13 protein-coding genes are annotated in these 14505 nt (G+C 40.7%); 10 read left to right on the top strand and 3 right to left on the bottom strand.

Annotated elements, in window-relative coordinates; translation table 11 throughout:
* The first annotated feature begins 24 nt into the window (after positions 1 to 24).
* On the top strand, positions 25 to 561 hold the full coding sequence (gene hpt / locus ACHFIY_RS16360; RefSeq protein WP_410847192.1) for a hypoxanthine phosphoribosyltransferase: 537 nt from the start codon (positions 25 to 27) through the stop codon (positions 559 to 561).
* A gap of 202 nt (positions 562 to 763) precedes the next feature.
* Here the strand turns inward: hpt and dcd are convergent, their stop codons facing one another.
* On the bottom strand, positions 764 to 1300 hold the full coding sequence (dcd, locus tag ACHFIY_RS16355) for a dCTP deaminase (RefSeq protein WP_410847191.1): 537 nt from the start codon (positions 1298 to 1300) through the stop codon (positions 764 to 766).
* 307 nt (positions 1301 to 1607) lie between these two features.
* Between dcd and ACHFIY_RS16350 the strand changes: the two genes are divergently transcribed.
* The 9 genes from ACHFIY_RS16350 to ACHFIY_RS16310 all read left to right on the top strand — a co-directional run bounded on the left by ACHFIY_RS16350 (position 1608) and on the right by ACHFIY_RS16310 (position 11229).
* Positions 1608 to 3320, top strand: a complete 1713-nt coding sequence (locus tag ACHFIY_RS16350; protein WP_410847190.1) for a DEAD/DEAH box helicase — start codon at positions 1608 to 1610, stop codon at positions 3318 to 3320.
* 253 nt (positions 3321 to 3573) lie between these two features.
* On the top strand, positions 3574 to 4668 hold the full coding sequence (locus ACHFIY_RS16345) for a chorismate mutase (protein ID WP_410847189.1): 1095 nt from the start codon (positions 3574 to 3576) through the stop codon (positions 4666 to 4668).
* 229 nt (positions 4669 to 4897) lie between these two features.
* Positions 4898 to 5917, top strand: coding sequence for a 3-dehydroquinate synthase (gene aroB, locus ACHFIY_RS16340; RefSeq protein WP_410847188.1), 1020 nt, complete (start codon positions 4898 to 4900; stop codon positions 5915 to 5917).
* Between the two features lie 10 nt (positions 5918 to 5927).
* Positions 5928 to 7232, top strand: a complete 1305-nt coding sequence (gene aroA / locus ACHFIY_RS16335) for a 3-phosphoshikimate 1-carboxyvinyltransferase (RefSeq protein ID WP_410847187.1) — start codon at positions 5928 to 5930, stop codon at positions 7230 to 7232.
* A 36-nt stretch (positions 7233 to 7268) separates the two neighbouring features.
* Positions 7269 to 7853, top strand: a complete 585-nt coding sequence (locus tag ACHFIY_RS16330; RefSeq protein ID WP_410847186.1) for a hypothetical protein — start codon at positions 7269 to 7271, stop codon at positions 7851 to 7853.
* Positions 7854 to 8884: 1031 nt separating this feature from the next.
* Complete coding sequence (locus ACHFIY_RS16325; protein ID WP_410847185.1) at positions 8885 to 9115, top strand: hypothetical protein; 231 nt, start codon at positions 8885 to 8887, stop codon at positions 9113 to 9115.
* On the top strand, positions 9112 to 9546 hold the full coding sequence (locus ACHFIY_RS16320; RefSeq protein ID WP_410847184.1) for a PIN domain-containing protein: 435 nt from the start codon (positions 9112 to 9114) through the stop codon (positions 9544 to 9546). The genes ACHFIY_RS16325 and ACHFIY_RS16320 overlap by 4 nt, the downstream gene beginning before the upstream one ends.
* A gap of 3 nt (positions 9547 to 9549) precedes the next feature.
* Entirely contained in the window at positions 9550 to 10851 is a 1302-nt protein-coding gene (locus ACHFIY_RS16315) for a chorismate synthase (protein WP_410847183.1), read from the top strand.
* Positions 10852 to 10914: 63 nt separating this feature from the next.
* Positions 10915 to 11229: a thiamine-binding protein gene (locus tag ACHFIY_RS16310; protein ID WP_410847182.1), complete on the top strand. Its 315-nt coding sequence runs from the start codon at positions 10915 to 10917 to the stop codon at positions 11227 to 11229.
* Between the two features lie 168 nt (positions 11230 to 11397).
* On the opposite strand, the gene ACHFIY_RS16305 is transcribed toward ACHFIY_RS16310, so the two are convergent.
* The gene (locus ACHFIY_RS16305; protein WP_410847181.1) at positions 11398 to 13422 is read right to left on the bottom strand and encodes an OstA-like protein; all 2025 of its coding nucleotides are present in this window, start codon (positions 13420 to 13422) and stop codon (positions 11398 to 11400) included.
* 33 nt (positions 13423 to 13455) lie between these two features.
* Positions 13456 to 14505 (bottom strand): MlaD family protein (locus tag ACHFIY_RS16300; RefSeq protein ID WP_410847180.1); only part of this gene is annotated, 1050 nt, incomplete at its 5' end.

Raw genomic sequence — 14505 nt, 5'->3', positions numbered from 1 at the left:
TATAAAAAATAAATCATCATTGATATGAGCGTGATAACTGTTTTGGACAAGCAATTTGTACCCTTTATACCAGAGGCAACTATCTTGAATAAGGTAAAAGAACTAGGGGTAAAGCTAAATGAGGATTATGCTGGCAAAACCCCGCTTTTTATCGTGATATTGAATGGGTCTTTCATGTTCGCTTCCGACTTGTTCAAAGAGTTGACAATAGAAGCGGAAATTTGTTTTATCAAGCTGGCTTCTTACAAAGGCACGCAATCTACCGGACATGTTATTACTGCCATAGGGTTAGATACCGATTTGAACGGGAGGCACGTGGTTATTTTAGAAGATATTATAGACACTGGCAAAACCCTCAATGCTTTTTTGCCACAATTGATTAACCAGCAACCAGCTTCTTTAAAAATAGCGGTGCTACTCCATAAACCAGATGCACAAAAATATCCTGTGCATATAGACTATTGCTGTATCACCATCCCCAACAAGTTTGTGCTGGGGTATGGCTTGGATTACGATGGCCTTGCCCGCAACATCAGGGAAATATACCAGTTGAGCGAGTAGGGGCGTATTGCACACGCCCTTGATGTGCTGCACACGCTGTAATTATGTAGTACCCAATGTAAAATTTTTCTTCTTTTATTCTTTCTTTCTTCCTTTAAAACTTTGTGCCTCTTTGTGTTTTCCGAGCCTCGTGGCAGATTAACCAAACTTACATCGGATTAATAATCATTTCAATTATCCTTTCTTGCCTTTTGGCTAAATTCTAAAACTTATTTTTCCACATCATGCTTTCTATCGGCTTGTTGGGCTGCCCACTGTATTTTGCATTCTTCTTTTGGTTGTATTTCTCTTCTATCTCCCCATCTACCGGAAAATAAATAAGTTGCCCGATAGGCATCCCTTTATATACCCTTACAGGTTTTTTGCAGGATATTTCAAGCGTCCAGTTGCCACAAAAACCCACATCGCCCTTGCCAGCCGTGGCATGAATATCAATGCCCAAGCGGCCCGTGCTTGACTTGCCTTCTAAAAAAGGCACATGGGCATGGGTCTCTGTATATTCTGCCGTAACGCCTAGGTAAAAAGAGGATGGCTGCAAAACAAAGCCTTCTTCCGGGATGTCAAAATAAGTGATGGTGTTGTGCTTTTTTGCGTCCAGTTCGTCTGCATCATAAGTAGCTAAGCAGTCGCCCAAATGCACATCATAGCTGTTGCTACCAAGGCATTCCCGTGAATAAGGCACTATTTTGATGCTGCCTGTGGCTATTTCTTCTAAAATTCGTTTATCTGATAAAATCATTTTCTTTTTTGTTTTTTTACCACAAGGTACACAAGGAATAGGAAACACAAAGTACACCACTCGTGGTATCGTGCCAGCTAAATATGGCGTATTTTACTTTGTGTCCTTTGTTAAAATCTTTTGTGAGCCTTGTGGTTAAACTTCATTTTGCGTGCTCAATTTACTAAATTAACAGTCATTTTAGCCACAAATCTAATAGTTTTGTAGCCCTTTTCGTAAGGTTTTTGGTTTAAATATCAGATTAATACAAACAAAAAACGGGTAAAGGCTATAATTAAGTTACTTTTGCCGCAAATTTTAAAAATACATGATGACTTTTGAAGAGTTGGGTTTAGATGCCAGATTGATACAGGCAACGTCGGAGTTGGGGTATGTGAACCCAACACAGATACAAGAAAAGGCGATACCGGTATTGCTTTCAGGCACAAAAGATTTTATTGGCTTAGCACAAACAGGTACTGGTAAAACAGCAGCATTTGGGCTGCCATTGCTACATATAATTAAAGAGGAAGACCGCTTTCCCCAAGCATTGATTGTTTGCCCCACAAGGGAATTGTGCATGCAAATCGTGAACGAGATTGAATTGTTCAAAAAGCACATGAAGGGCATTTCTGTTGTAGCTGTTTACGGAGGTGCAAGTATTGGGCTACAAATCAGGGACTTGAAACGTGGTGTGCAAATAGTAGTAGCTACGCCAGGTCGATTGATTGACTTGATTGAACGCAAGGCTATTAACCTTGAGCAAATTAAATATGTTGTATTGGACGAAGCTGATGAGATGCTGAACATGGGCTTTAAAGACGATATTGAGTTTATACTGCAAAACACGCCTAAACGTGAAAGCACTTGGTTGTTCAGTGCCACTATGCCACCCGAAATAAGGAAGGTGAGTAAAAAGTACATGAACGAGCCTTTTGAAGTAACAGTAGGCAAGGTAAACAGTGGCAACAAAAGCATTGACCACCAATATTATATTACCCAGGCACAACATCGTTATGAAACCTTGAAAAGGTTGATTGACTTTAACCCTGGCATTTATGGTATCATATTTACAAGGACTAAGGTTGACGCACAGGATATTGCCGAGAAACTAACCCGTGAGGGATACGATATTGACGCTTTGCATGGCGATTTGACACAGGCACAACGAGATAAAGTAATGGGCGAATTCAGGGACAAAACTCTGCAATTGCTAATTGCTACAGATGTGGCCGCCCGTGGCATAGACGTGCAAGGCATCACCCACGTTATTAACTACGAATTACCGGATGATATAGAAGTATATACACACCGTAGTGGCCGTACTGGCCGTGCGGGCAATACAGGTATCTGCATGAGCATTGTTCACGCCCGTGAAACTTTTAAATTGAAAGCCATTGAACGTTTGATACAATCTACTTTCAACAGGGTAGATGTGCCTACTGGCAAGGATGTTTGCCGCAAGCAGTTTTATGCAGTAATGGATAAAATACTGGAAACAGATATTAGCCATGGCGATTACGATACTTTCTTGCCAATGCTGCAAGAAAAATTTGCAGATGTAAGCAAAGAAGAAATATTGCAAAGGATGGCTGCCGTGGAGTTTGATCGCTTCTTGAAATATTACGAAAACGCAGAAGATTTAAATCTTCGTGATGCAGGCAGGCAACCACGCACCCGCGACTATGCTGACAGGAATGCTCCTGCTGGCGGTGGTCGTGAGCGTGAAAGGGGTGGACGAAACGAAAGAAGCGAGCGTGGTGAAAGGCCTGCTTATGGCGGTGGCAACACTGCAACTGCAGGATATGCACGGTTGTTTGTGAACCTTGGCACCAAAGACGGTTTTTACAAAGCGAGCTTTGTGCAGTTTATACTGGACATGAGCGACTTGAAAAAAGAAGTACTGGGCAGGATAGACATGAAAGACATGAATAGCTGGGTAGAAGTAGAAGAAGGCGCATCGCACCAGATGATCCGTTGCCTGGATGGTAAAAACTATAAAGGAAGAAGGATTAGGATGAACGATGCGAATAGCCGATAATAAATAATTAGGGATTATAAATTAGGAATTTTAGCTATTTGCAGTTTGTAAATCACTTTAAACCCCATAAGGTTTTTGAAGCCTGAAAATAACGGTTTCAAAATAACTTCTCCTATATGATAATACCTGAAATATAGGTGATTGCACCAATAACCCTGAAAGGGTTGAACAAAAGTAGCCACGGGTGCAACCCGTGGTAAATTTGTAAGTTTACAATAAAATAGAATTTAAAAACATATTAATAATTAACGAGATGCAAGCAACAACCGCAGCCCCAACAATGAAAGAGGTTACGCAGCAAGCATGGGTAAAAAGGCCATTGATTATCAGTGGCCCATGCAGCGCAGAAACAGAAGAACAAGTATTGGCAACAGCCCAAGGATTGGCTGCCACAGGTGTAGTAGATGTAATGAGGGCAGGTATATGGAAACCCCGTACCCGCCCAGGAAGTTTTGAAGGCATTGGCACCAAAGGTTTGCCTTGGTTGCAAGCCGCTAAAAAAATAACTGGCCTGCCAGTAGCCGTGGAAGTAGCCACTGCAAAACAAGTAGAAGATGCTTTGCATTTTGACGTGGATATCTTGTGGCTGGGTGCTAGGACAACCGTAAACCCATTCAGCGTTCAGGAAATAGCTGATGCTTTGCGTGGCGTGGATGTACCTGTATTGATAAAAAACCCTATCAACCCAGACTTGGAATTGTGGATAGGCGCAGTAGAGCGTGTTGCAAAAGCGGGTATCAAGCAAATAGGGTTGATACACAGGGGCTTCAGCAGCTACGGCAACACTGAATACAGGAATGCCCCCATGTGGCATTTGGCTATTGAAATGAAACGCCGCCACCCAGAATTAATGATGATAAACGATCCGTCCCATATTTGTGGCCGCCGTGATATTTTATTGGAAGTAGCGCAAAAAGCGATTGACTTAGATTTTGATGGCTTGATTATAGAAAGCCATGTTGACCCAGACCATGCCTGGAGCGATGCCAAGCAACAAATTACCCCAGCCAAGCTGGGTGAAATGATTGGCAGTATCCGCTGGAGGAAAGAGGACACGGCTTCTGCTGAATACCATGCAGCACTAGAAAAATTGCGCCAGCAAATTGACCAGCTTGATGATGAATTGATGCAGATTTTAGGGCAACGCATAAAAGTGTCTGAAAAAATTGGCCTATACAAAAAAGACAACAACATTACCATCTTGCAAACCAACCGTTGGAACGAGATATTGGAAAGGGCTACTGCAAAAGGCGATAAATTGGGCTTGAGCAAAGAGTTCATCACCAAGTATTTGGATGCCGTGCACATGGAAAGCATAAACCATCAGAACAAGATTATGAACGCTTAATTTTTTCGTTACATCATAAAGTTTCCCTGTCTTTCAAAAAAGACAGGGAAATTTATATACTAAGCAGCAGCCATCCGAGCAGTTCTGATAAACCCATACCCCATCTCAAGAGAAGAACTTAGCGAAAATTGGCACAAAATATTCTTGGTAATTGGTGGACAAGGTGCAGAACACTCCCCTCCTCGGAGGGGATAGGGGTGGGTTAACACAATGTAGAATTTTACGGTGCATGAAAAAACAAACATTCCAATTTACAACTGCTTCTGTTGACTATTATTTCGATGCTTCTATACAGCAACTAAAGGAGATTGTAACTTTAGATAACACCATTATTATTACCGATGAAACTATTGATGCGCTCCATCATGCAAAGTATGCTGGTTTCAAGAAAATAGTAGTGCCTTCGGGGGAGCAACACAAAAACCAGCCAACCGTTGATGGCATCATCAATCAACTTATTGCGCTGGAAGCAGACAGGAAAACAACTTTGGTAGGTATTGGCGGGGGTGTAGTTACCGACATGACGGGCTATGTTGCCAGTATTTACATGCGTGGCATTGCATTTGGTTTTGTACCCACTACTTTGTTGGCTATGGTTGACGCAAGCATTGGGGGTAAAAATGGCATAGACGTGGGCATTTACAAAAACATGGTAGGCATCATACGCCAGCCAAAGTTTTTATTGTACGACGTAAGCCTGCTAAGTACATTAACCGATGCAGATTGGAGTAATGGATTTGCCGAGATTATCAAGCACGCTTGCATAAAAGATGCTGCCATGTTTGATATTTTAAAAGCAAATACATTGGCTAATTTCCAGCAAGATAAAACGCTTTTGGCCGAAATAGTAGAACGCAATGCCCGCTTGAAAACAACCGTTGTGCAGCATGACGAATTTGAACAAGGCGAAAGGAAACTGCTGAATTTTGGTCATACCCTTGGCCACGCCATAGAAAACGAATATCAATTGTACCATGGGCAGGCTGTGGCTATTGGCATGGCGTATGCTTCTTTAATGTCTAGCCAATTATTGGGTTTCCAGCAAACCGAGGAAGTAACAACTGTATTGGCAAACTATGGCTTGCCCACAAGCTACCCGTTTGACAAAGCAAAAGCCATAGTCACGTTGAAAATGGACAAAAAGCGGGAGCAAAACACCATCAACTATATTTTGCTGGAAGCCATTGGCAAAGGCGTTATCCGCCAGATACCTATTATAGAAATAGAAAATATTATTCAGGCATTTTAATCTTAATACATTGATTGTAACCATACAACCATCACAACTGAAAGGCACAATTACGGCAGCTGCTTCTAAAAGTTCTATGCAAAGGGCTTGTGCAGCAGCATTGCTGCATATTGGTCAAACGGTAATCCAAAACCCTGGTATTTCTAATGACGACCTTGCGGCCATTAAGATGATACAGGACTTAGGTGCAACCATTCAGGAAGAAGCCGATAAGCTGATTGTTAATTCCGAAGGTATGCTAGGCACTTCTAATGAAGCATTGACTGTTAATTGTGGCGAAAGCGGCTTAGGCATCAGGATGTTCACGCCAATTGCGGCTTTATCAAGCAAGCCAATTACCATCACTGGGAAAGGCAGCCTACTTACTCGGCCAATGGATTTTTTTGATACTGTGCTGCCACAACTAGGTGTACATATTACTTCCAATAGCGGCAAGCTACCTTTACATATACAAGGCCCGCTAGCACCCGCAGCCATTACGGTTGATGGTTCTTTAAGTTCACAATTTTTAACTGGTTTATTGTTTGCCTTTGCAGCTTCTGCCAAAGAAGAGGTAACTATTACAGTTACCGACTTAAAAAGCAAGCCTTATATTGACCTATCCTTAAAAGTATTGACAGAATTTGGTTACGCCATTGTCAACAACCATTATGAAAGCTTTACCATCAAGCCATTAGATACTGCCAAGCAAAAAGCCACGATTGATTACACGGTAGAGGGCGATTGGAGCGGTGCAGCTTTCCTTTTGGTAGCAGGTGCTATTGCCGGGGACATTACGGTGAAAGGCCTGGACGTATTTTCTACCCAGGCCGATAAAAAGATTTTGGAAGCATTGCAAGATTGTGGCTGTACCTTATCTGTTCAGGAAAAACAAATAGAAGTTGCCTGCCCCCCTTTAGGAATTGGAGGAGATGGTTTAAAAGCCTTTCATTTCGATGCTACGGATTGCCCAGATTTGTTCCCGCCATTAGTAGCCCTTGCTGCTTATTGCCATGGCAAAACAGTAATTGAAGGCGTAAGCCGCTTGGCACACAAGGAAAGCGACCGGGGCATAACCCTGCAACAGGAATTTGCTAAATTGGGAGTTGAAATTATTTTGCAGGGTGATTTAATGATTATAGATGGGGGGAATGGTTTGAAGGGTGCAACAGTGCATTCCCGCCACGACCACCGTATTGCCATGGCCTGTGCAGTAGCAGCTTTACCTGCAAGTGGTGAAGTAACGATTGAAGAAGCAGATGCCGTGAATAAGTCGTACCCCAATTTTTATAAGCATATTGAACAGATAGGCGCATTGGTATCCATTTTTTTGTAAAATATCAGTTATTTTGAGGGATTAATGTAGCGAACCATGAAAATGACAATATACTTATTCTTCTTATTTATCATTTTCATGTATGCTTGTTCTTCAAGCAAAGAAGACCAAGTAAATGCCATAAGGTCGCTTGATACCCAGAATGATAGCCTTTCGCTTGTTAACATCAGGTTAAAGGCAAGCAACGATAGCTTTTACATAAAAGTGCTTCAAAAGTTAAGGAATGAGGACAATTCACCAGAAGCAAGGTTCTGGTTGGTGAAAGTGGTTTACCTGCATAACTATCCTTCCGATGAAATCCATCGTCATTTAGAAACATTCCGTACACAATTGGATGGGGACACTTCTTTGAACAATGCAGATTCTTTGTACCTGCGGTTGACTAATTACAAGGAAAAGATATTGCTGATAGACCAGAGTATTGCTGATAAGATAAGCAATGACGTAGAGGGCATTACTTATTGTTTCGACTCTATAAAAAAAGTCAGCACCGCTAATTTGAAGTCCGTTTTTTCAAAAACAATAAAGGAAGAACAAGTAAATATCCTATACCAAACAAAAGCAAGGATAGAAGCCGTGGAAAATAAATTCTTGTTTTTGTGCATGGATAAGGTAAAATGACACCTCACCCCAACCTTCTCCAAAGGGAGGGGGGGCAAGAACAAAGAGGGAAAATTGAAGAACTAAGCGAAGATTGGAAATGGATTTTTTCTTCTTTTTCCGTGATTTATTTTTTTTAGAATCTATCTTTTTGCCTATAACTCATTGATATTCAATTATTTATGTTTTTTAAGCCTCGTTTTTTATGATAATTTATGTGAATTTTATGATAGTTTATTGATAGTAAAATGATAGTGCAGTGATAATGGAATAATAATTTATTGATAAGAAACTGATAAGATTTTGATGGTGGATTATCATTTTCCCTAGCGATATACCAGCTGGTGAAAGAGCTAAAGCTAATGTGGCTAGTTCCTATTTTAATATAAAGTTGGCATGGATATGTATAAAGCCCAAAATAAAATTCCTATATGGGGGAAATTTGCCCCCATATAGGGGGAAATTTGGGATGCTCATGGGGGCATATTTCCCCCATATAGGATTGTGCTTTTCAATATCCCGTAAATTATTCCCAATTTTACAGTACATGGCGCTCTTTGTCACAGTCAGGCTCCCAAACGAACTAGTTGTGCTAGCATACGTCCTTAGCCTTGTGGCACTATTTTTAACATCAAAATAAAAAAGTTATAATATGTACATTTCCCACTCAAAAAAACACGAAAACCACTCACTTTTCACTCACAAATCACTCACTTTTCACTCACAAAATACTCACAAATCACTCATTTTTCACTCATAAAACACTCACCAATCACTCACTCATAAAAAACATAAAATGCTGTATTTCAATGAGTTATGTTCACGGAAGGCCTAAAATTTAAAATTAGGGGCAAAATACCCTGCCAAACAAAGGGTGGCAATGCCTCCAAAAAGGGTAAAAAAAGATGTATCAGCCCAGTAACGCTTCTAAGGGGTAAAGTAGGTACAGCTATTTTAGGATAAACAATTAGCGAAGTTTTGAAATGCACCCGGGGCAAGAGCCAATAAAACTTATATTGGTATTTATTGTAAATTTGACTAAAATATATGGTATGTCAGTAGAAATATTAGCAGACGAAATAGTGGTAAGGATACCTAAATCGGAATACAACAGCGATGTACAAAGGTTGATTGATGCTGTGGAGGCACCTAAAAAAGAATCTAAATATTTTTTTGACGTGGAGGAAGGCTCGGAAATGGAGGAATTATTACTGCAAGTAAAAAAAGAAAGAAGGCCTTACACAAATGAACTTTTAAAACAAGCTGGGATAGAACACAAATGAAAATTGTAGTTGATACTAATATACTTTTTAGTATTCTTATTAAGCCAGCAGGAACAATAAGTGGGTTATTCAATGCTTTATATATTTCTAATTCTTTTTTTATAGCGGAAAGGACATTAGCAGAACTTCAAAATCATCATCAAAAATTAATTAAGCTTTCCCGGTTAACGGAGACAGAAATATTATCCTTAAAACAAGATTTAATAAATCGTACGCAGATTATTGAAGCAAAAAACCTTCGTCCGCCTATTATTAATATCGCTTATGATTTAGTAAAAGATATTGACGTAGATGATGCAGCCTTTGTTGCTACAACTATTTACTTGGATGCCATTCTTTGGTCTGGGGATAAATCTTTAATTAAGGGCCTTAAAACAAAAGGCTTCCACAATATTTACGATTCAGCAGCTATTCAAACATTATTATTATAAACAATGAATTCATTCGGACGGATTTTCAGGGTAAACATTTTTGGTGAGTCGCATGGCGAATGTGCTGGCGTTAATATTGACGGGTGCCCTGCGGGCTTGGCACTTAGCGTACATGACTTTCTGCCAGATATAGAACGCCGCAAAGGCGGCACGCAAAAAGGCACTACCCCACGGCAGGAAACAGATTTGCCTATTTTTAAAAGCGGCATTTTCAATGGGTACACCACTGGTGCACCCATCACCATTATTTTTGAAAACAACAATACCCGCTCATCTGACTATCAAAAACAGCGGGATTTTCCTCGCCCAGGTCATGCAGACTTTGTTGCCCACCAGAAATATGGTGGCTTTGAGGACTTCCGTGGCGGCGGGCATTTCAGCGGCCGCTTAACTGTTTGCCTTGTAGCTGTTGGCGTGATAGCAAAAAAGCTATTGAAAGGCATTGAGGTAAAAAGCACCATCTTAGAAATAGGGGGGGAGCAAGATTTGGAAAAAGGCTTGCAAAAAGCCATTGATGCAAAAGACAGCATTGGCGGCATTGTTGACTGTAAAGTAAACGGGCTGCCCCTTGGCTTGGGCGAGCATTTTTTCGATTCTATCGAATCGTTGCTGGCTCATGCTGCTTTTGCCATACCTGCCGTAAAAGGCATTGAATTTGGCTCTGGGTTTGAGGCTGCAAAGATGTTTGGCGTGCAGCATAACGATGCTATTATAGATGCAGCAGGCAAAACAGCCACCAACCATGCTGGCGGTGCAGTGGGTGGCATTACCAATGGCAATGAGTTTGTTTTCCGTATTGCCATTAAGCCTACGTCCTCTACACCAAAAGAACAGCAATCGCTTAATTGGAACACGAACGAAGTAGAAAGTTTTTCTATCAAAGGCCGCCACGATTTATGTATTGCCCTGCGTGTGCCAGTGGTTTTGGAAGCCATTACTGCAATGGTATTGGTGGACTTTATGATACTGGAAAACAGGTTACCAAGGGTTATCGCTAAGGAAGCACCTATTTACCATATTACTACGCAAGCAGCATGGGAAGCTGCCAAGGAAAAAGGCTATTACGAGGCTGCTTCATTGGCTATTGAAGGTTTTATCCATTGCAGCACCGATGAGCAAGTAAAAGGCACACTGGAACGCTTTTTTGCTGGGCAAACCAATTTGGTGAAGTTGGTAATACAGCCAGAAAAATTGGCCAATCCATTGAAATATGAAATAGCCCCATCTTTAAACATAGCCTTCCCGCATGTATTTGGCACCATAAATCTTGAATCTATAATAGGAACGGAAGTAATTGATAATTGATATTTCAGTACTTAATCCCTATCAAATTGTCAATTATCACCTATCATTTATCAATTACCTAAGATGCACAACTATATCATCAATGCAAGCATACAAATAATCCCCGTTGTAACGGACAAGCACCCTTATGAATGGGTAGATGAAGCCATTGCTATTATCCAGCAATCCAACGTAAAGTATGAAGTCGGGCCATTTGCAACTGTATTGGAAGGCACATACACAGATGTAATGGGCTTGATTGGCGAAGTAAACGAATTTTTGTACCAAAGAGAATGTAGCGAATGGATTACCAACCTGCAAATACAAATACGCTGCAAAGGGGATATTACCGGGGCTGAAAAAACGGACAAGTTTGCGGTGAGTGAAATACCGTATTAGCACTTTCCCATTGTCTATTTTTTTTAGCTACAAAGTCATAAAAAACACTAAGAAAAAGAAGTTAAATGATATTGATAATATCATTTAATCTTCTTTTTTCTTTTTTTCTTCCCTTAAAACTCTTTTCCACTTTGAGCGTTTGAGTCTTTGTGGAAAAAAGAACACTTCTTAATTCGCCAAAATATCAAACTTGGTCTTAGGCCTGTTTGCATCAAGCCATTTAAAGTTGCGGAGCTTTAATTCCTCATAGTTTATTTGCCCCATGGGGTAGGCAGTGCCAGTGAGGTTGTTGCGCAGCACAATGCGTTGCGGGCTGGACTCGTCTTTCTTTTGCTCAAAGTACATATCAATAATATCGCAATTAGCCTTGTTCACCCCTATAAATCTTTTGCGTTCGTCTTGGCCATAATATACCGTTTCTGCATTGCCCTTTGCCCGCAGGTGATCCATCTTGCCTCTTAAAAAATAGGCATTGATGCTATTGCCTTTTACTTGGTTGAAATAGCTTGCCCCTGCTTTTTCTATGGCCATAGCATTTTCATATACAGATAGCCGCTCTGGTTTTTTGTTGGCAAGGAACAGCAGCATCGTGTCGCCTGTTACCTGGTTGTTTTGTGCCCATGCTACAGGGTTTTTAAACAGGCGGAAAGTAGAGTCTTCCAAGGAATAAAACATGCTGTCTGCCACAGCCTGCATCGAGTCGGAAAATATCTTCACGTTGTTGTAGGCTTCAAAAAAGCGGTCGTTGTTCGTGTCTTTCAAAGCCTTTGAACTATCTAGGTATATTGATGGGTCAAAGAAAAATGCTGGTGTTTTCCTTGCTTTTTTTACAGTTGCCTTGCTGCTGTCTGCTGTTTTTTTACCTAAGCTATCTTTAAAAGTAATAAGTGTTGAAAGGTTGGTATTCAAGCTATCACCCATCTTTTTTTTACTTCTACTGCTATCACCATAAATGGTAAGCGATACATGATGGGTAGTATCTATTAGTTTTTTGGCAATGGTGCTATCTTTATTTGCCATTGCCAAAGAAGAATCAACAACCCTGCTATTTTTCAGCTCGTCATTTACATGTAGCATTCTAAGGTTGCTTTTTTGTGCAAGTTGAAGGCTGTCAGCTGTTTTTTTAATTATATTTACAGTGTCTTTACTGGCAGGCTTTTTTACAACAGCAGGTTTAATACTTTCCCGAACCAATGGCACTAGCCTGCTTTTTATCAATTGCGACAACTTGCTGGAATAGAGCGTATCGGCACTTACATAAATAGTGTCTTTGGCCTGTTTAATAAACAAGACTGGTTTTTTTGTGGCTAAAATAGAACCTGTTTTTTTATTTACCTTAATGTTGCCAGCTATTAAATCGTAGCCGCCCACTGTGTCTTTGCTCCTGTACACGGCATTGCCTTGGTATTCGCTAAGGCCTGTCTGCTCGTCAATGGCGGCTTTGTCGGCGGCAAAAGTATAAGTACTGTCATCTATCAAAGTGCGCTTGCCAAAATACCCCTGCTGGGTTTTGGTGTCGAAATAGCCATCAGTGGTAGTTATCGTCCGTTTGCCATTGTATATTTTGGTAGGGGCTACAAAAGTTGATTTGGAAGTATTTAGGTTATAAAGCAAGGTGTCCGTTAATATCTTGGCATCTGGCTCTATCAATACCACGTTCTTTTTAAAATATACATCCCTTGTCTCGCCATAGTAATACCCTTCCTTGCTGGTCAATATGGTTTTACCATTTATCACTTTCCCACCATTGGTGTAAGTACCCGTTTTCAGTTGCATGTCATATACTAAGTCATCCGTAGTCAGGATGCCCTTGCCATCTGTTAGCTTCACCTTGTTGCTTAGGTAGGCTTTTTTTTCTTTTCCTACATAACGCAAATATTGCGAGTAAGTATGTATGCTGTCTGCATCGTTTATATGCACGTTGCCAATGGCTTCCAGCGTGTTTAGCTTTTGGTTCAGCACTATGCTGTCTGCACTAAAAGTGGTGTGTTCTTGCTGCACAATGGCATGGCCAACTAGCGACACAAACTGTGTGCCGCTGTCTAACTGCTGAAAGTTGTAACGGTCTGCACCTATGATGATGATTGTTTTCCCTTCCCTTGTGGTATCGGTAGGTTTTTGCTGGCATTGCCCAACCTTGGCAGATACCAACGGTAGCAGTAAAATACCTAGCCTGAAAAACAGGTTACCCATTGTGTGCGGGCTATTTTGCAATGCTCTCAAATTTTATGGGTGTATGGAGTCGTTTAAGGGTAAGGGAGCGGTCAAAGGCTTGCTATTGTCTTTTTTGCCAAAAACAGAAATGCTTACATAACGCTTGGGATGCAACTTCAGGTCATCTACTAAAATATTTGCACTACGGATGGTATTGGTAAGGTTGTTGTATAGTGTTTTATCGTTTATAAATAAGCCCAGCGTACCCTCTTTATTATCCACTTTATCCACAATACCGTTTAGCTTGTCTATCGTGGCTTTTAGCGATGCCACGGTGCCATCAATATCTGTCTTGGAAAAATTCTCAGTTGTTTTTTCCAGGTTGCTCATCATTTTAGTAACCTTATTATTGTTGTCTGCCAAGTTTTTTGTAAAACTGTTGGCATTGTTCATCGTTTGCGTCAAAGCCCCTGTTTGGGCATTTAGCAAAACTTGCAATCCTGCGGCAGAAACAGCCAAACTGGCTGTTAGCCGGTTTAAATTAGCAAAGCTTTGCTGCAAGTTGCCTTTAAAGTTGGGATCCATTAAGTTGTTTATATTGTTCAATACACTGTCTAAACTGTGCATGGTTGTTTTCAATTGGTCGCCCACAGGTGCTAGTTTGCTGCCAAGCCCGCTTAAAAGCCCTTCATTTTCCCCAGTTAAAATAGTATCGCCAGTTGAAAGGAAATGCGTGTCGTTACCCATTACAATGTCAATACTGGGCGACCCCAAAGGGTTTTCTTTAATGGATGCAACTGCATTTTTTGCTATATTATATTTGTCATTTAGTTTAATGGTTACAATCATTTCCTTCAACTCAGGGTCGGCATTTTCAATTTCATAAACAGCCCCAATCTTATAGCCATTGATAAAAACACCGTTTGATACCATAAGGCCTTTGGTATTGCTGTACTTGGCAAATAAATAGTTCCCTGTCTTAAATAAACTTTTTCCTTTCAAAAAGTTGAAGCCCAAGATTAGCAGGGCAATTGCCACAGCGGTTAGCGCCCCAACTTTTGTTTCGTTGCTTATCTTCATGGATGCAAATCTAAGGTTTAAGGTTTTATTGTATTGGTTAAA

The sequence above is a fragment of the Parasediminibacterium schistidii genome, from assembly GCF_046546515.1.
Classification (GTDB): Bacteria; Bacteroidota; Bacteroidia; order Chitinophagales; family Chitinophagaceae; genus Parasediminibacterium.
This window is presented reverse-complemented; position numbering and strand designations above follow the sequence as displayed.